The following is an 18,588-nucleotide window of genomic DNA, read 5'->3' on the forward strand; positions in this document are numbered from 1 at the left end:
AGCTATGATCGAGAGTATCAGCATAGCGGACAACCAGATTGTCCGCTGAAATTCAGTTCGCCAGTTATTTATTTCGTGATGATAGGCGTCCAGTTAAATTCGGCGTTGTAGCTCGTGCAGTCAAACAGGTCGGCATCGGCATTGGTTACATATACTTGCTTCTTTGCAGAGGTTGGATACTCAAGATACTCTGAACACGTCGTACTTTGTCCTGTACCTACCACCACTTTAGCGCCTGCTTTTAAGCTACACAGGGTCATTTTATCTAACGGCGACCATTGATAACATATTTGATAATCGCGGCGGTAGTCGGAGATTTGACCACGCGGGCTCTTTAATGCCCACCAGTCACCGAGCTCACTTGCAGGGTTGCTGCCATTCCAAGCACGAAACAGCATTATTTGGGTGTTCTGTTTAGCCACATACACTTGGCCCTGACAGAGTTTGCCTTCATTCGCTTCACCAATCGCTTGTTCTAATAGCTCAGGATCTGATACCGCGGTAAATTTACGACTAAACTCGACAGGTAACGCCATATCACCAGCACATTCCGCTGCTGATGTCGGCGTTGCAGTTGGCGTTAATAGTGATACCGGGGCTGGTGCATCCGCAGGATCTATGACTGGTGCTATCGGATCTTTCTTTTCTAATAAAACACAGCCAGAACAACTTAAAATAAGTATGCCCGTTATGGTATTTTTCAACATAAACTCTCCTTAGTCCAATGTCGTATTATTCACTTATATCGCAGTAGTTTAAGTAATTAAAACAGGAAATGTGAGCCCTGCCCATCTTTGAGTAGATTCGCTAGCGATACAACACCTTGCTGGAAGCGTTGCTCATCATTGATCGCCATTAACGATAAGCGAATATGATTACTTTTATCACTCTGCTGCGAGAAATAACCGCCGCTGCTCACCAATAATTGCTGATTTTTAGCTTCCATCACAAAATGCTCTTGTCGCCAATGCGCAGGCAGCTCCACCCATACGTGATAACTTGTCGGTTGACTGGTAAACGCTAAGAAGTCAAATTGCTCAGCCACGAATGTTTGACGCTGCGTTGCTAGGTGTTTTTGTTTGTTCGCCATTGCAAACGCTTCGCCAGAATTAATCAACTGCGCTGCTACCGCAAAATTAAGCGGCGATGCCAGCCAAATAGAAGTACGAATACACGCCCCTACTCTGCGGACTTCACTTTTTGGTGCTTTAATAAAGGCACAGCGTAGCGCCGGACTAATGGCTTTCGACAAACTGGTAATATGAAAACTTATTTCCGGTATGTAGTTGCTGATTGCTGGAATGACGGTTGGGTTTAAGAAGCCATAAATATCGTCTTCTAACAACCAAATATCACCAGCTGCAATCACCTTAGCAATCGCTTCTCTACGCGCTTTCGGCATCGTCACCCCCGTCGGATTTTGATGGGACGGCACGATGACAACTACTTTTGGCTTATCGCTAAGAATAGTCTGTTTAAGCGCAATCGGGCACATGCCTTTATCGTCCATCGCGACTTCGACAATACCACGACCCAATAAATTAGCGATAGAGAGAATACCAGGGTAAGTAAATGCTTCAACGGCAATACAATCACCCGGATTGGTATAGGTCTGGATCAGAATTTCCAGTGCATTCTGTGCACCACTGGCAAGTAGCATTTGCTCAGGATCAGATACTGACAAACCAAACTCTGCGGCCCATTTCATCCCCGCTTGTCGATGCGCTAGATGTCCTGAGTGTTCAATATAACCTAATAGTTCACTCGGTAATGTCGCATAGGTTTTTTGAAATGCGGCCTGCAGTGGCAAGACGTTATATTCTAAACAAGGCTGTAGAATCGAAAAGTTATAATCCGCATCATCCTCTGGTGCTTGAATAACCGTTTCCAATTCTGAATCACCACAGACAAACGTGCCACGACCAACAAAGGATTCCACTTTGTTTTTATCTGCCAATAATTTGTAAGCTTTAGACACTGTTGTTGGCGTCGTTTCAAGCTCATCAGCGAGCACCCGATGTGGTGGTAATTTGGTATTAGCGGGATAGACACCGGTATTAATTCTAGCTTCAATGGTTTCGGCGATCTGTCGAAACTTAATATCACTCATTAACTTGCCTCTAATGAACACTGTAAAAACATAATCTTGATTGCCCTTAGTTTACCTTGCTGAAATAAAACATACAGCGCTAGATCCATTACTCCTCTCTATTTATCTATTAATAAAAGCACCCTTGTTAATTAATTGTACAAATACAATTGACATACCACACGGTAATGCAATACCGTATAAATTGACATATGTCATTAGTATTTTCGTTATATTAGATCCAAGTCAGGATCAGTAAGGATCATGGTGATGGCTAAATTACTTACACTGAGGAGATAATGACGATGGAAATTTTTGGTTCAGATATTACGCTATGGATACTGCTAGCGTTAATGGCATCGGCTTTTGCGGCGGGCTTTATTGACAGTGTGGCAGGCGGTGGCGGCTTGATACTGGTGCCTTCGTTCATCTTAGCAGGGCTACCACCACAATTGGCGTTGGGGCAAGAAAAGATAGTCAGCACGCTGGGCACGATTGCGGCAATCCGTAACTTTGTCAAAAACAAGAAGGTTATTTGGAATGCCGTAGCATCTGGGATCCCTGCAGGATTAGTTGGCGCTTACCTGGGCGCTGAAGCGATCCTCTACTTTGATCCTGATACGGTCGGTAAAATAATCCTCGGTATGTTACCCATCGGCATCATCATCTCTTTTATTCCCAAGCAAGATAATCACCACAGTGAACAGGTGATTAATACTAAGGTGATCTATTTTGGCGTGCCATTGGCAGTATTTGTGATTGGTTTTTATGATGGCTTCTTTGGTCCAGGTACCGGCAGTTTCTTGATTTTGGTTTTACATTACTTGTTAAAGTTTGACTTAGTCTCGGCATCGGCGACCTCAAAGCTCTTCAACTTTTCGTCAAATATAGGTGCACTGATTGCCTTTATGTTAGCGGGTCAATTACTGTATATGCTGGCCTTGCCTTTAGTGGTAATGAACCTGATAGGTAATCATTTAGGCAGTGCATCAGCACTGAAATTTGGCCCTGATTTTGTGCGTAAAACATTATCGGTCTCCTTGATGTTACTGATGGCATCATTAGGCTATAGTTTCTTATGATGTAAGTGTCTTCTGCTATAATAATAAGGTTGCGCGCTAAAATTATTATCATGCCATTAAGCTGTAAGGTGGTTACCATGTTAAGGCATTATTATATAATCGATTCTCTGGATGAACTGGAGATGGTCGAACATGAATTGCAATCCTTTGGCATCGATAAAGGTCAGATCCACACCTTAACCAATGATGATAAATCCCTCGGCAAGCATTATTTATATCAGGTTGATAACTCACTGAAGAAAGGTTTAGTTAAGAGTGGTGATATCGGCGCTGCGATTGGTATCGTGTTCGCTATCACCATCTTGTTGCTGACTTATATTCAAGGTTGGTATCATGGCCCGCTGGGTGGCATGCCGATTATCATGTTCGCCTTAATGGTACTGGTCTTTTGCACTTGGGAAGGTGATCACATTGATATTCAGCTACCCAATATTAATAGTAAAGTATTCAAACAATCCCTCGAAAATGGCAAGACCATCTTATTTATCGATCTCGAACAGCAACAAGAATTAACGGTGAATAAAATAATGCTATCGCACCCGATGTTAAAGCCTGAGGGAATAACCACCACAACGCCAGAATGGCTATTGCAGCAGCAAAAAAAATTCCGCAGTTTACTGAAGTAACAACCAGAGATTGTTATACTTTGCGCCCACAGCACTATAATGGTCTCAGCCTTCATGCCACACACAGCCCTATTCTTTAGTCAGCAATTAACCTTTAGCTCGCATAGCGGCTTGCCAGTCAAGGCCGATGCGCCAATGGACGTTTACTTATTCAACAGTAACAACATTGCTAGCGAACAGATCACGGCACTGACTGCGCAGTATTTACACCCACAAGAACAGCTCGTGTTTGCCAAACGTAAGCAGCTGCAAGCAAAACAAGAATACCTCGCGAGTCGCGTTATCATTAAGACCTATGCTAGCCAATTTTTAGGCTATGATTTTGACTCCCTGACTGTGCTATTCGATGAGCAGGATACTTGCTTAAAGGTCTATCAGCATGGCCAAGCTATCGCGCTACACACCTGCATATCTCATTCGCACGGCCAAGTGTTGGTTGCCCTTGTTCCGGTCAAACAATCTGCAACGCCAGAATTAGTGCTAAAACCAATGCAACTGGGTGTGGATTTAGAATGGCTCTCGACCAAGCGTTCACTCGACAAAGTAGCGAAGCATTATTACCATAGCGAAGAGTTACGAGCCTGTATGGTTCAAGCTGAAGATGTTACTGAAGAGATGAGCAAAGCGTTGTATTCCAAGGCCTTGTATCGTATATGGACGTTAAAAGAAGCGTTAGCCAAAGCGATTAAGCAACCGATAGCACAATTGTTACGTGATAATGTGTTTGAATATTGTCTGCCGTTAAATGTGCATTCAGGCCATTATGAAATGCTAGAAAAAGGTGATAAAAGGCAGGCCAAAGCGTTTGATTTAAGCATTATCAGCGATATGGAACTCACTGATAATGCCAATATTCATATCAATATACTAACGGGTAGATTAGATCAGGATTTTCGTAGCGTTAAATAAATAAAATACAAGCTAGCGGCAAACCACAGACCGCCCCACATAAAGGTCGCGCCGCCCATTTCATTGGCTAACATGCGGGCATCAGATAATGCCCCACTATGCACGATAGTATCTTGCCAAATATCGATAGGCACATAGATCATACTGGCGCTAGCAAACACCAATAACACGGTTTGCTTAATCGCCGCACTGGCATACTTTAATAATGCCATGATCGCCAAGGCAATCACCGCCGCAAAGCCAATGGTATATAAAGTGCCGCCAAAGAAAACAGCAACCACTAACATGGTAATCGCCAATAGCGCTAAGCTAATATCTGTGGTCTTGCGACGACTGCTAGCCGCATAAAATAACAAGCCAAACAGTAACGAGCCTAAATAACCAGCGCTAAGAATAATAAACCGCGAGCCGCCCATAGAACGAACATGGCCACTTTGATAAGCCGAGACCACAAACTCCACAACCTTGCCGCCAGTTAACCAAGTCGCTAACGCATGGCTCAGCTCATGCAAGAACACCACTAAGATTTTCAGTGGGGCAATTAGCGCACTTTGCCACATAAAAGCGAGTACCGTGAACACCAGTATAAATAGAATTCGTCTATCTCTCGCGATCATGCTTAATTACTCGGGTAACAAATACCACTGCCGCCTAAGCCGCAATAGCCTTGTGGATTTTTAGCCAGATATTGCTGATGATCTGCTTCGGCATAATAAAATGGCGCAGCGAGATCGATCTCAGTAGTAATAGTTTCAGTACTACCGCTATCTAGCAATGCTTGTTGATAATGCGCAGCAGACGATTTCGCTTCAGACAATTGTTGTTGCGAAGTGCAGTACAGCGCAGATCGATATTGCGAGCCCTGATCATTACCTTGGCGCATACCTTGGGTTGCTTGATGATTTTCCCAAAACAAGATCAATAACTCTGCGTAGCTAATCACTTCAGGATCGAAAACCACTAATACAGCTTCTGTGTGCCCAGTTTGACCTGTGCATACTTGCTGATAACTTGGGTGGACAGTGTAACCACCTTGGTAACCAACAGCCGTGGTGACAACACCGGGAATCGACCAGAATAATCGTTCCGCGCCCCAGAAACAGCCCATAGCGAAATAGCATACTTGGTATTGAGCAACAAACGGCGGCACCATTTTGGTGGCAGATACATAATGTAACGCATCAACGGGGATCGCCGTCGGGTTGTCAGGCAGTGCATCAGACTTACTAACCATAGCTAGTTTATTTTTTGCAAAAAACATAGTGAACTCCTGCGTTAATGAGTCAAAGACAGCATTTACTTAAACATGCTATCGCCAACTTGGTCGATGAATAACTTACATTTTTGTAATGTGATCTGTTCAGCTTGCTGTTTGTTCATGCAAACATCAGAACGAATAAATTGGTGTTTTAAATTATCCGCTGCTTCGTCGTCTACAACAGGTTTTTCAATTAAACCCGCGACACGGTATTGACCCGATTCTTCCTTCGGCATCACAAAGATAAGGTAGCCGTTGTAATCAATAGGTTCAACATTTGGTGTGTTGTCGACAGGTTTAGCATCTGAATCCGCAGAACCAGAAAAAAGTCGTTTTAATAATCCGAACATGAAATCACAGCCAATTTATTGTTTGATAGTTAATCAAGTATAATCAGCAAGCTAGGACAGAGCAATAGCCTTTATTAAGAATGAAACTAATTTTCATCCTCACCCTATCAGGGTCGCAATCAGTTTCTGGTCATTAAAAACAATAAAGGCTTGTTACCGAAACAGTAACAAGCCTTTATAAGTATAACCTAGCGCTTAACAGTCGCTATATTACAAGATACGTTTAAGCAACATGTCCAAACGCGTCGTTTTAATACGGCGCATAAATTTCTGCACAGGTGCTGGGTAATCCGCCATGCTTTCTAAATCAGAAAGGTGATTAATACGACGGGTGTTTTTCAACACATGCTCTTGTTCAGCTTGCAGGGTATCTTTTAATAACTGCTTAGTATCATGAATTAAAATACCATTTTCGAGATCTAAACCCCATGCGCGTGGATTTAAGTTATTACCCGTTAATAGGTGATACTTATAATCACAACACAAACCTTTAAGATGGAAACTGTTGCCTTCGTCGGTCCATAAACGCACATTAAGCAGGCCTTTGTCGATATAAGGCTGACAAGTTTTTACAAACTTATGCAGGTAGGTTTCATAGATATAAGGCAGTGCTGATATCACCTTAAACGGTTCTTCCGGTGGAATGAAGAAATCGTTGGCGGTTTTATCACCGATAACCAAGGTTACTTTCACATTACGTTTTAACAGACGCTTAATATCTTTAGATATTGATAACGGCAAATTAAAATACGGAGTGAAAATAGTCACTTCGCTTTCTACGGCACGTAATAAGTTAGTGATAGTTTGATTTAACTTATTACCATGACGACCAAAACCTGAAATAGGCGTGATACCCACCTCATTACTTTCTGGTGTGTTATTAATATAGTGATACTGCGCGCTGCGTAACGTTTGTTTGAATTGACGAATATCTTGCTTCAAGGCTTTGCTTGTTGGAATAGACTCGTCATCAAGTCGGGTGACCGCACTTTGACTAACAAAGTAATCTTCTAAATACGCTACCATTGAATCTGCTAATGCGGGGTTGTACAACACATGGTAACGGTCACAGCGGTATTTTTCCGCTTGCTGTAGATAGATATCATTAATACTCGCGCCACTGTAGAGCACGTTATCATCGAAGATAAAGCCTTTAAGATGTAATACACCCAGAACTTCTTTACCTTTAACAGGCACGCCTAGGATCGTGACTTTATCGCCTAAGTTTTTGCGCATTTCTTTATAAAGATCAGCATTACCGCCATGATCTTTCTGGCCAATAAGGCCACGCTGTGCACGATGAAAATCAACGAACACTTTAATAACTAAGCCCGGGTTATTTGCTCGAGCTTGGTACAGCGCATTAAGTACTTCTTTACCTGCATCATCATCTTGGAGATACAAAGCCGAAAGATAAATACGTTTCGAAGATGAAGCAATTAAGTCTAATATTTTTGTTTTAAAATCACGCGCTGAAAATAAAACATCAATATGCTCTGCCGACATCGGCAGTTGCTTTAAGTTGGTAATCGTAGATTGATAAAACTCTAATGATTTCATATGTCGTTTCAAGCTGATTTATAAAAGTTAATAGATAATTATCACCGATTCCAATCCTGATTGCTATTTATCTCTGCAATTATTAGAACTCGATGCTGAAAATTTACGTTTCTTAACAGAAGTTATACGGATAATGTTAAATTTGTCATCAATAGCTAATTCCTATTAATTATTATTAAATAAACAATTTCATTTTATTTCAGAAAAACATATCATGTAGGTATTAAGAGTGAACTCACTCAGTCGCAACTGGTACTTGATAATAGAGTACATATCGCGTGCTAAGCAATTTTTTTACCCGGAGTATTTATATTATGTTTACAGTTATCTTTGGTCGTCCTGGTTGCCCTTTCTGTGTACGTGCAAAACAAATTGCAGAAACATTAAAAGCTGACAATGAAGATTTTGATTACAACTACATTGATATGCTTGCAGAAGGTATCAGCAAAGCTGACCTAGAAAAATCAGCTGGCGTTCCTGTTAATACAGTGCCACAAATCTTCGTCGATCAAAAACACCTTGGCGGTTGTACTGAATTTGAACAGTACGCTAAAGAAAACTTAGGTCTATACGCATAAGGCTTAGCCATGTCGTTATTAAATAAGATTCGTTGTGCATTTACCTTAGGGCAAGGCGTATTAATCGACTTGCCCGACCTTGATCCGAGTGTTGATCCATTTGACCAGTTCCAAAACTGGTTCAAAGCGGCGCAAGACTGCGGCATCGTGTTACCTGAATCCATGACAGTGTCTACTGTTGATGCTAACGGATTCCCTTCATGCCGTGTGGTATTACTGAAAGAGTTAACTAAAGAAGGCTTTGTTTTCTTTACTAACTACGGCAGTCGAAAAGGCCAAGAGCTGGCTCAAAACCCACATGTTGCATTAACATTCCACTGGAATATTTTACAGCGTCAGGTACGTATTCAGGGTGTAGTCGAAAAGATCTCAGCTGAAGATTCTAATGCTTATTTCCAATCTCGTGGACGTGGCAGCCGAATCGGTGCGTGGGCATCAAGACAAAGTGCAGTGATCTCTTCTCGCAAAGTCCTCGAACAACAAGTTAAAGATGTGACGAATAAATTTGCGGATAAAGAAGTGCCATTACCTGAGTTTTGGGGCGGCTACGTGGTAAAGCCAAGCAGTATTGAATTCTGGCAGGGTAAAGCCGATCGCTTACATGATCGCTTTAGTTATGTGAAAGATGGTGATGATTGGCGTGTTGATCGCCTAGCGCCTTAACTTTGCGAGAGTCGCTAAGATTGGCGATTATTCGCTTTACAGATGAAAGCGCATAAGCAGGTAAGTCATTACCTGCTTTATTTCTATTTTACAACCAATCTAATGCTTCAAACATGTCAGCAACTCGATTGAGTTCGGCGTCCAAGCTAACCGCATGATCATCCGCTTCACCAACCCAGCCTAACTTACCTAAAAAATGATTGATAAAACCTTTATTATCAAACAATCCATGTAGATAACAACCATAAATATTGCCTTTTTGCCAGCCTAGATCCGCTTCAATAAAAGCTTTACAGCGCACAGTTTGAGTTTCGCCACTGTCATTGCTTATCATGGTATTACCGTGATGAATTTCATAACCGGATAATTTAAAACCTTGCCAATCAATCTCACGCTGTCTGGTGGTTTTAGTCTGCGCATGTGCAGTGATTATAGGCAGTAACCCTAAGCCTTGTTCATCACCACCTTCAATATGGTGCGGGTCAAGGATCTGTTCGCCAAGCAATTGCATGCCGCCACAAATACCGAAGATTGGCTGGCCACGTTGCGCGGCCTTGCTGATCTCGTTGGCTAATCCCGATTCACGTAGATGTAATAAGCTGACGGCGGTATTTTTGCTGCCCGGTAATATAATGGCGTCAAAGTCAGCCAATGATTGGCCATCACGCAGTGGCACCACACTGACATTATCTTGATGGATCAAGTTATCAAACTCATCCATGTTCGCGGCATACGGATAAGTAATTAAGGCGATATTAATCTGGCCACTGTTAAATGCAGCACGATGATGTAAGGTATCTTCTTCCGGTAAACGATGCGGGAAATAATGAATATTAGCCACTGTCGGCACACCCGTTTTATCTTCTAACCAGTCCATCGCATTGCCCAGCAGTAATGGGTCGCCACGGAATTTATTTAACACAAAACCTTTAATCAGTTTTTGCTCTGCCTCGGCAAGGCACATGAACGTACCAAGCAGATGGGCAAAAGCGCCACCCTTATCAATATCGGCAACCAAATAAACATCGGCATTACAGGCCAAGGCGACACTCATATTAACAATGTCACTGGCACGTAAGTTCACTTCTGCAGGACTGCCCGCCCCTTCAATGACAATTTGTTGGAAATCTTGTTGCAGGTCAGCAAGGGCTTTTTCAACATGATTGAACAGGTATGATTTACGTTCCATCCACGGAATATTGCTCAGCTCAGGTGCGGGTTTACCATTGAGAATAAGTTGACTTTGGGTATCGGCACTGGGTTTAAGTAAAACAGGATTCATGCGTACATCAGGCAGGACTTTTGCAGCAATGGCTTGTAAGTATTGCGCACGGCCAATTTCTTCACCGTTGGCGGTCACGGCAGCGTTATTACTCATGTTTTGCGCTTTAAAAGGGGCAACACTGACACCACGATTAGCGAACATACGGCATAATCCGGCGACAACGAAACTTTTACCGGCGTCGCTAGTACACCCCATGATCATGATTGGCTTGGTCATTTTATCTTCTTGAATTAAATATTAAGTGTAAGTGGTTACTGAAAAGTAAGATCGGTGAGTTTTAAAAACGATTTACGTACACCATGTTTGTATACTTCAACTTGCGCAAGTTGATAATCGAGTTTTGGAATAAACCAGTAATAGGTCGCACGGTTTTTTTTCTTTTTAACTTCTTTTACTTTAACCGCGGTCATGTCGCCAAATATGGTGTTGATGGTTTCTTGCTGTACGACTTCAAATTGAATGGTTTCTAATTTTTTTTCAAATACCCATTCGTAACTTAATGCTGTCTTACCTAACTTAAGATCATTTTGCACTACAATGGTCATAGCACCAACATCCATCACATCCGGCTTTGATTTTATTTCTACATGGCCATCTTCAAAATCCATTAAAATATCACCATTATCTTCAAAAGAAGCGGATGATATTTCCCCAAAGCCCATTACCGATGTTTCATGCTCGTAACGGTTGGTGGTTAATACGTTGTCTTTAAAGCTAAACCACGAATTGTTTTTATAGTCACCGGTGCCAAATAATACGCTTGCTTGCGTGGTTAGTTTATAGCTATCACCATTTAAACGACGCAATGTACGCTCACCGCTACCAAATTTTACGTCTTTGTAATACACCGCATATTTAGCTTGAAAAGGATAGAGTTCAGCGTGGGCTGCAGATATGGTCATAGCATAAGTCCCTATACTCAATATAATCATGTAAACAAATTTGGTTAATATCGTCATCTGTGGACTCCTCTTAAAATAGCTCGCATACGTGGGGGCTAGCTATTTTTAACAATGATTATTTTTTAGTAATTTGATAATCACGTAATTTATTCGCAATGGCGGTATGTGATACCCCTAAGCGTTTTGCCAATTGACGGGTACTTGGGTAAGACGGATATAAACGCTGCAATAACAGCTTTTCAAAACGCTTGCAGGCCTCATCTAATGAGCCATCAAACAAGGCTTCATCAAAGCTTTCGTTCTTGGTTGTCGGTAAGTTCAAATCACACGGATTTAGCACATCACCTTCTAACAAGGTCAGCGCGTGATATAACACATTACGTAATTCACGTACGTTGCCAGGCCAAGGATAAGATTGTAATAGATCGAGTACATTACGGCTTAGCTGAGGTTTAGTACGCTGTAACTCATGACTAAAGACGCTGCAGAAGGAATGGCAAAGCGGGATAATATCTTCTTTGCGTTCACGTAGCGCGGGTACCGTCATTGATAATACGTTCAAACGATAATACAGATCTTGACGGAATTTACCGTCGCTAATCAGCTGCGGCAGATCATTTTGCGTGGTACAAAAAATACGGACATCAACGCGTACTTCTTGCTCATCACCAACGCGGCGGAAACAGCCAGTTTCAAGTAAACGTAAGAACTTAGTTTGTAAGTACGGCGACATGTCACCGATTTCATCCAGCAGAACCGATCCTTCATTGGCTAATTCAAAAATACCACGCTTGGTTTCACCGTCATCAGTGACAACACCAAACAACTCTGATTCAGCAACAGCATCGGGCACCGCGGCACAGTTTAGCGCTAAAAATTGTTGTTGTGAGCGCCCACTCGCTTGATGACACGCTTTAGCAATTAGCTCTTTACCTGCGCCCGTTTCACCTAAGATCATCAGCGGTGCATCTAACATAGCTAATTTTTTAGCGGTACTGATTAACTTATTCATTTTTTCGCTTTTGGCATGGATCTCATCAAACGCGGCAAACTGAAAGGTACGTAAAAAATTAAATTGCTTGCCAATACGGTCAACCGATTTAAGAATAATGACAGCGCCAACGAGTTCATCTGGTTTTACGCTCGCGGCTGCTTTTGATAATGCCACTTGATTAATATCACTGCTAATACTCAGCGGTAGAATATCACCAAGAAAGTCTTCATCTAATAGAGTCAGTTTTTGGGTTTGCGCGCAGACCTCTTCTGATTCTAACCATTTAGCAATGGAGAATCCTTTGACAAAATTGCTAATACAATGGCCTTTCACTTGTGACTCCGAAAGTCCAAGCGCGGTCAATGCCGGTGCATTAACCAAAGACACTAAGCCTTTTACATCCACCGAAAATACAATATCAGGTAAATTAGTCATCAAGGTTTGAATTTCTTGATGCTCAAGTTCAGACGGTAAATAGCTGACAGTTTTAACATCACACACGCCACTAATACGACGAAGATTGGTCATCAAGGCCTGCAGATCAGAAAATTCGAGGTTCGGTGATTTAATAAATATCCGATCAGGTTGTTGGATCTCAATCGCCGATAAATTAATATCTCGCGCTAAAAAACAATCAAGGATTTCTCGACTGATACCGACTCTATCTTCACAAACTAATTCCAAACGCATTATTGTAACCACCATTAAATACTATATGCCAATGATAGCATGTAACATACGCTATCAACGCCACTAAAAATGTATCGCATGATATTACGATAAGCGGCATAGGTGAGATCAATAAATCACCTGACAATGTTGCGAAATAATACCCAATCGTAACAAAACAGGCTGATATGAATCGACTTTTTACACCATATAGCAATAAATTTAACTATTATGGTGTAAAAGGCACAGATTAACTTGGTTGAACATTGCCTTAATGATAAATTAGTCAGGTGAGTAACCGTGATAAAACAATATGCATATTATAAATTTGATTAAATATATACTGCCGCTAACCGTGATCTTGTTGTTAACAGCGTGCGATCAGCACCCCCCAATTAAACAGAATGGCCTGTCTTATTGTACCGAGGGTAGCCCCAGTTCATTTAACCCGCAAACTGCCACATCTAATGTGACCCTTGATGCGACGACTAGTCAGCTGTACGATCGCCTGCTATTTACAGATCCCAATACCCAACAATTCAAAGCGGGTTTAGCCATCGCTTGGGAAATATCTGCAGATCGTCTCTCTTATCGCTTTTTCTTGCGCAAAAACGTACATTTTCATCAAACAGATTACTTTACCCCAACACGTACGTTTAATGCTGATGATGTCATTTTCAGCTTTGCTCGGATATTAGATAAGACCAATCCTTATCATGATGTGTCTAAAGATGGTTATCCGTTTTTTGAGGGCATTGAACTCGACCAACAAATCCAATCATTGGTAAAGATTGATGATTACACCATTGAATTTAATCTGGTGTTACCTGACTCTTCATTTATTGCCAATTTAGCCAGCGATTTTAGTGTCATTTTATCTGCTGAATATGCCGATACCTTAATTGCGTTAAACAAAAAAAACGATATCGATAACCTACCCATTGGTACTGGCCCATTTAAGTTTAAAGAATACCGCACTGATAATTTTATTCGCTATCAAAGACACGATGAATATTGGGGCGAAAATGCTAAAATTGAGCAGCTTATTTTTGATATCACCCCGAGTTCATCTTCACGTTTAGCCAAATTATTAACTCAAGAATGCGATATCATGGCTTATCCTGCGGCGAGCCAAGTAGCAATGATCAGCAAACATGACCGCGTTAAGATATCGGTAGAAACCGGGTTAAACGTGGCTTACTGGGCTTTTAACACTGAAAAAGCGCCGTTTAACAACCCTAAAATACGCCGTGCATTAGCCCATACCATTAATCAAGAAACCCTGTTACAAGCGGTTTATTACAATACCGGCGTTAACGCCAAGTCAATTTTACCACCAGTTTCTTGGGCTTATAACCCTTATCTGAAAAGCTATAAATACAACCTTGCCTATGCCCGTCAATTAATCACTGAAGCGGGTTATCCCAATGGTTTCAAGATGAATATTATGGCGCTAAAATCATCGCAAGTTTATAATCCCGACGCAGTTAAAATGGCTGAACTGATTCAATCAGAATTGGCGCAAATTGGTATCGAAGCAAAAATTATTAAATATGAGTGGCAACTCATGGAAAATAAATTACAACAGGGTGAATATGATAGTTACCTGTTGGGTTGGGTGGCAGATAATAATGACCCCGACAATTTCTTCCGTTTCCAATTAAGTTGCAACGCGATTAATACCGGCTCTAATTATACCCGTTGGTGTAACTCCGAGTTTGATGATTTGATTAACCAAGCGGTCACAGAAACAGAATACATTGAACGCGTCACGCTCTATTATCGCGCCCAAGAAATTATTCAACAAGAATTACCCCTTATCCCACTGGCACATTCTTTGCGTTTACATGCTTATACCAGTGGATTAAAAGGCGTGGAAACGACTGCTTTCGGCGGTATCAATTTCATTAATACAGTGCGGCAGTAACTCATGTTTTTTTATATAATAAGACGAATTAATTTACTGGTCATTACCGTGACGGCATTAACCGTTATTGGTTTTTTTCTACGTAGTCGTGTGGCTGGTGACTTAGCCTTAGACGGCAATGTATTCAGTAACTATGCAGATTATGTATTGGCGATAGCGCAAGGGAATTTGGGTGTTACCAGCGGTACTGGCCAACCGGTACTCGATGAGATATTAACGGTATTTCCCGCCACACTAGAACTTTGTTTCAGTGCCTTTATTCTATCAATTGCCATCGGTGTGCCCATAGGTACAATTGCCGGTATGCAACGAGGCAGCTCACTTGATAGCACTATTATGGGCATCTCACTGTTTATTTTTTCAATCCCAGTATTCTGGTTAGCATCATTAGTGATGATGTACTTTGCGCTTAATTGGAACTGGCTGCCCGTAACGGGGCGACTGAACTTACTGTATGAAATTGATTCCGTTACCGGATTCATGCTTATTGACACCCTTATTTCTGATAACCCGCATAGCCAAGATGCATTTTACGATGCACTTAAACATTTATTACTGCCGACGATTGTGTTGGCTACAGTCCCCACTACCGAAGTTATTCGCCAAATGCGTAATCACGTCAGTGATGTGATGAAACAAAAATACATTAAAGCGGCAGCCAGCAAAGGCTTAAGTAAAACCGAAATTATCATGCGACACGTGCTCCGTAACGCCATTCCTAACATGATCCCCCATCTGGGTTTGCAATTCAGTACGGTATTAACCACCGCGATGGTCACCGAAGCGGTCTTCTCGTGGCCAGGGATTGGCCGTTGGTTAATCAACAGTATTTATCAACAAGATCACGCCGCGATCCAAGGTGGTATGTTAACAGTGGCTATTTTCGTGGTCACTGCAAATGTATTAACTGAGATATTAACCGTCGTCATTAATCCAATTCGCAGGAAAGAACTTTATGCCCAACATTAATGTCTTTGCGGATGAACATATTCTGTCTCCTGCAGAGCAAACCTGGAAGCATTATTCATCACAACAAATCGCTATGGCGGCATTGTGGGCCCTGGGGCTACTGTTTTTCTTATTAGTATTTGCGCCTTTTATTGCGCCACATGCTCCTGATTTAAGACAAGCTCACTTACTATTACAACCACCGTCATGGGATGATCAAGGCACTGTCGATTACTTTTTGGGTACTGATGATCTGGGTAGAGATGTACTATCGCGATTATTATACGGCTTACGTTTAACCTTTGGTAACGCGTTACTGGTTAGCTTTATCGCCTTGATTATTGGCACCACAATTGGCATTAGTGCCGCTATCAGCAGTGGCCTGCTATCGAGTACCTTACATCATATTATGGATACGGCATTATCAATTCCGTCGCTATTATTAGCAATTATCTTTATCTCAGTGCTTGGGCCTGGTTTAGACCACAGTTTATTAGCTATTTTATTGGCTTCTATTCCCCAGTTTATTCGTGGTGTCTATCTGTCGGTTTACCAAGAACTACAAAAAGAGTACATCATTGCGCTCAAACTAGACGGTGCCAATAATTACCGTATTATTCGCTATGGGGTATTCCCGAATATCATTGAGACACTGGTTAACTTACTTACTCGCGCGATCTCGTCAGCTATAATTGATATAAGTGCATTAGGCTTTTTAGGCTTGGGTGCACAGCGCCCGCTGTCAGAATGGGGCACTATGTTATCCGGTGCAACCGACTTGGTATTTATTGCACCTTGGACAGTTATCCTACCGGGACTGGCTATTCTAGTGACGATCTTCATCATTAATATCGTCGGCGAAAGTTTAAGACAATCTATTATTGCGGGAATTGATTAATGGCTCTACTTGATATTCGAAATCTCACCATCGAAATTATCACACCGCAAGGTACGTTAAAGGCGGTTGATAAATTTAACATTACCCTTAGTGATGGTGAAGTTCGTGGGCTGGTAGGTGAGTCAGGCTCGGGAAAAAGTCTTGTTGCAAAAGCAATTATGGGTATCACCAAAGATAACTGGCGGGTCCGAGCTGACCGCTTGCGACTCGGTGATATTGATTTACTTAATTTAACCCCAGTACAACGCCGCCGAGTAATGGGCAAAGAAATCGGCATGATTTTTCAAGATGCCGCCGCCCATTTAGACCCATCAGAAAAAGCCGGTGATCAACTTGCAGAAGCTATCCCATGTGATCAGTTTACCGGTCACTTTTGGCAGCGTTTTAACTGGCGTAAAAAACAAGCCATTGCCCTACTGCATAAAGTCGGGGTAAAAGATCATAAAAAGGTGATGAATAGCTATCCTTTTGAACTCTCTGAAGGACTTTGCCAAAAAGTGATGATAGCGATGGCTATTGCCAAAAAACCGCGTCTGTTGATTGCTGATGAACCGACAACGGCGATGGAACCAAAAACCCAGAATCAAATATTACGCTTATTAGATAAATTAAATAAGTTGTCCCACACCACAATTCTGCTGATCAGCCATGATTTAGAAACCGTAAGTTTATTAGCGGATAATATGACGGTGATGTATTGCGGCCAAATGGTTGAAAGTGGCACGCGAGATCAGGTATTTAACCATACTCATCACCCTTATACTGATGCCCTATTACGCGCCAATCCCGACTTTAGCCAAGTGCCACATAAAGCACGGTTGAATACCTTGGCCGGACAAGTACCGCTATTGCACCATTTGCCGATTGGTTGTCGACTCGGACCGCGCTGTCCTAATGCGCAAAAAAACTGTGTAATCACCCCACCGATGCAAAAGGTCAAAGGCCATTTATTTAGCTGTCACTTCCCGTTAAATGCCGATGAATTAAAAGGTAAAAAATGCCAGAAAAAATAATCGCCATCGCCGCAACAACACCTGTGCAACCTTTATTGCGAGTGGAAAAACTAGGTAAAACCTATATCAACCCAACTGGTTTTTTTAAACGTCAGGAAGTTATTGCCGTCAATGATATTTCATTTAGTTTAAATCGTGGCGAAACACTGGCGATTATTGGTGAAACGGGGTCAGGTAAATCCACCCTCGCGCGGTTATTGGCGGGAGTGATAACACCGACGACGGGTCATATCTATGTTGATGGCTGTAAACTTGATGCCAGTAATACTGATTTACGCTGTCGCTCGATCCGGATGGTATTTCAAGACCCTGAAACATCACTTAACCCACGGACTAGCGTTGGGCAAATCTTAGATGCGCCATTGCAATTAAATACCGATATGTCGGTAGCTCAACGCACCGAGAAAATAACCGATACATTACGCCTAGTTGGCTTGTTACCTGAGTATGCAACCTTCTATCCACCGATGTTATCAAGTGGACAAAAACAACGTATTGCGTTGGCCAGAGCTCTTATTCTTAATCCCAAAATTATTATTGCCGATGATACCTTATCAACACTGGATATTTCATTACGCTCACAGATGATTAATTTGATGTTAGAGCTACAAAAAACAATCGGTATCTCTTATATCATCGTTACCCATAATATGGGTTTAGTGAAGCATATAAGTGATAAAATGATTGTGATGCATCAAGGGGAGTGTATCGAACAAGGTAATACTGAGCAGCTATTCTCGCAGCCTACTGCAGCCTTATGCGGACAGATATTGTCGAATCAATACAATATGAAAAAACAAAACGGTTGATTGATTAGCGGCTAATTATGCTGAGGAT

General features: G+C 41.9%; 19 protein-coding genes. 10 read left to right on the forward strand and 9 right to left on the reverse strand.

Translation table 11 applies throughout. From position 1 onward, the window contains the following. Positions 1 to 68 precede the first annotated feature (68 nt). Positions 69 to 707 carry a hypothetical protein gene (locus CXF93_RS01285; protein WP_101060500.1) on the reverse strand — a complete coding sequence of 213 codons (639 nt, stop codon included), beginning with the start codon at positions 705 to 707 and terminating at the stop codon, positions 69 to 71. Between the two features lie 56 nt (positions 708 to 763). After that, positions 764 to 2,110, reverse strand: coding sequence for a PLP-dependent aminotransferase family protein (locus CXF93_RS01290; protein ID WP_101060501.1), 1,347 nt, complete (start codon positions 2,108 to 2,110; stop codon positions 764 to 766). Positions 2,111 to 2,388: 278 nt separating this feature from the next. Here CXF93_RS01290 and CXF93_RS01295 point away from each other — a divergent pair, with 278 nt between their 5' ends. The 3 genes from CXF93_RS01295 (at position 2,389) to CXF93_RS01305 (ending at position 4,706) form a co-directional block, all read left to right on the forward strand. Continuing rightward, positions 2,389 to 3,171, forward strand: a complete 783-nt coding sequence (locus CXF93_RS01295; protein WP_232784051.1) for a TSUP family transporter — start codon at positions 2,389 to 2,391, stop codon at positions 3,169 to 3,171. A 77-nt stretch (positions 3,172 to 3,248) separates the two neighbouring features. Beyond that, positions 3,249 to 3,797 (forward strand): hypothetical protein, encoded by a 549-nt coding sequence (locus tag CXF93_RS01300; RefSeq protein WP_101060503.1) that lies wholly within the window; start codon positions 3,249 to 3,251, stop codon positions 3,795 to 3,797. Positions 3,798 to 3,851: 54 nt separating this feature from the next. Further along, the gene (locus CXF93_RS01305; protein ID WP_101060699.1) at positions 3,852 to 4,706 is read left to right on the forward strand and encodes a 4'-phosphopantetheinyl transferase superfamily protein; all 855 of its coding nucleotides are present in this window, start codon (positions 3,852 to 3,854) and stop codon (positions 4,704 to 4,706) included. Here CXF93_RS01305 and CXF93_RS01310 read toward each other — a convergent pair. The 4 genes from CXF93_RS01310 to pssA all read right to left on the reverse strand — a co-directional run bounded on the left by CXF93_RS01310 (position 4,682) and on the right by pssA (position 7,874). Further along, positions 4,682 to 5,323 (reverse strand): M50 family metallopeptidase, encoded by a 642-nt coding sequence (locus CXF93_RS01310; RefSeq protein WP_101060504.1) that lies wholly within the window; start codon positions 5,321 to 5,323, stop codon positions 4,682 to 4,684. The two genes, CXF93_RS01305 and CXF93_RS01310, sit on opposite strands and share 25 nt — an antisense overlap. A 2-nt stretch (positions 5,324 to 5,325) precedes the next feature. Next, on the reverse strand, positions 5,326 to 5,967 hold the full coding sequence (gene msrA, locus CXF93_RS01315) for a peptide-methionine (S)-S-oxide reductase MsrA (RefSeq protein WP_101060505.1): 642 nt from the start codon (positions 5,965 to 5,967) through the stop codon (positions 5,326 to 5,328). A 35-nt stretch (positions 5,968 to 6,002) separates the two neighbouring features. Next, positions 6,003 to 6,314 carry an HlyU family transcriptional regulator gene (locus CXF93_RS01320; protein ID WP_101060506.1) on the reverse strand — a complete coding sequence of 104 codons (312 nt, stop codon included), beginning with the start codon at positions 6,312 to 6,314 and terminating at the stop codon, positions 6,003 to 6,005. A gap of 210 nt (positions 6,315 to 6,524) precedes the next feature. Beyond that, entirely contained in the window at positions 6,525 to 7,874 is a 1,350-nt protein-coding gene (gene pssA, locus CXF93_RS01325) for a CDP-diacylglycerol--serine O-phosphatidyltransferase (protein ID WP_101060507.1), read from the reverse strand. Positions 7,875 to 8,188: 314 nt separating this feature from the next. Between pssA and CXF93_RS01330 the strand changes: the two genes are divergently transcribed. Continuing rightward, entirely contained in the window at positions 8,189 to 8,452 is a 264-nt protein-coding gene (locus CXF93_RS01330; protein WP_101060508.1) for a GrxA family glutaredoxin, read from the forward strand. A gap of 9 nt (positions 8,453 to 8,461) precedes the next feature. After that, complete coding sequence (gene pdxH / locus CXF93_RS01335; protein ID WP_101060509.1) at positions 8,462 to 9,115, forward strand: pyridoxamine 5'-phosphate oxidase; 654 nt, start codon at positions 8,462 to 8,464, stop codon at positions 9,113 to 9,115. A gap of 88 nt (positions 9,116 to 9,203) precedes the next feature. Here pdxH and CXF93_RS01340 read toward each other — a convergent pair whose 3' ends face one another. The 3 genes from CXF93_RS01340 to tyrR all read right to left on the reverse strand — a co-directional run bounded on the left by CXF93_RS01340 (position 9,204) and on the right by tyrR (position 12,986). Next, a complete protein-coding gene (locus CXF93_RS01340; RefSeq protein WP_101060510.1) occupies positions 9,204 to 10,616 on the reverse strand; it encodes a cobyric acid synthase in 1,413 nt (470 codons plus the stop codon). Positions 10,617 to 10,651: 35 nt separating this feature from the next. Beyond that, the gene (locus CXF93_RS01345) at positions 10,652 to 11,302 is read right to left on the reverse strand and encodes a DUF3108 domain-containing protein (protein WP_232784053.1); all 651 of its coding nucleotides are present in this window, start codon (positions 11,300 to 11,302) and stop codon (positions 10,652 to 10,654) included. A gap of 115 nt (positions 11,303 to 11,417) precedes the next feature. After that, the gene (gene tyrR / locus CXF93_RS01350; RefSeq protein ID WP_101060512.1) at positions 11,418 to 12,986 is read right to left on the reverse strand and encodes a transcriptional regulator TyrR; all 1,569 of its coding nucleotides are present in this window, start codon (positions 12,984 to 12,986) and stop codon (positions 11,418 to 11,420) included. 292 nt (positions 12,987 to 13,278) lie between these two features. Here tyrR and sapA point away from each other — a divergent pair, with 292 nt between their 5' ends. Genes sapA through CXF93_RS01375 form a run of 5 tightly spaced genes read left to right on the forward strand, consistent with a single transcriptional unit; the run spans position 13,279 to position 18,560 of the window. Beyond that, positions 13,279 to 14,892, forward strand: a complete 1,614-nt coding sequence (gene sapA, locus CXF93_RS01355) for an ABC transporter substrate-binding protein SapA (protein ID WP_101060513.1) — start codon at positions 13,279 to 13,281, stop codon at positions 14,890 to 14,892. 3 nt (positions 14,893 to 14,895) lie between these two features. After that, a complete protein-coding gene (locus CXF93_RS01360) occupies positions 14,896 to 15,861 on the forward strand; it encodes an ABC transporter permease subunit (RefSeq protein ID WP_101060514.1) in 966 nt (321 codons plus the stop codon). Then, positions 15,848 to 16,738: an ABC transporter permease subunit gene (locus CXF93_RS01365; protein ID WP_101060515.1), complete on the forward strand. Its 891-nt coding sequence runs from the start codon at positions 15,848 to 15,850 to the stop codon at positions 16,736 to 16,738. Before CXF93_RS01360 ends, CXF93_RS01365 begins: the two co-directional genes overlap by 14 nt. Next, on the forward strand, positions 16,738 to 17,751 hold the full coding sequence (locus tag CXF93_RS01370; protein ID WP_101060516.1) for an oligopeptide/dipeptide ABC transporter ATP-binding protein: 1,014 nt from the start codon (positions 16,738 to 16,740) through the stop codon (positions 17,749 to 17,751). Before CXF93_RS01365 ends, CXF93_RS01370 begins: the two co-directional genes overlap by 1 nt. Further along, positions 17,736 to 18,560 (forward strand): ATP-binding cassette domain-containing protein, encoded by an 825-nt coding sequence (locus CXF93_RS01375; RefSeq protein ID WP_101060517.1) that lies wholly within the window; start codon positions 17,736 to 17,738, stop codon positions 18,558 to 18,560. Before CXF93_RS01370 ends, CXF93_RS01375 begins: the two co-directional genes overlap by 16 nt. The last annotated feature ends 28 nt before the right edge of the window (positions 18,561 to 18,588 follow it).

This window comes from Moritella sp. Urea-trap-13 (assembly GCF_002836355.1).
GTDB lineage: Bacteria > Pseudomonadota > Gammaproteobacteria > Enterobacterales > Moritellaceae > Moritella.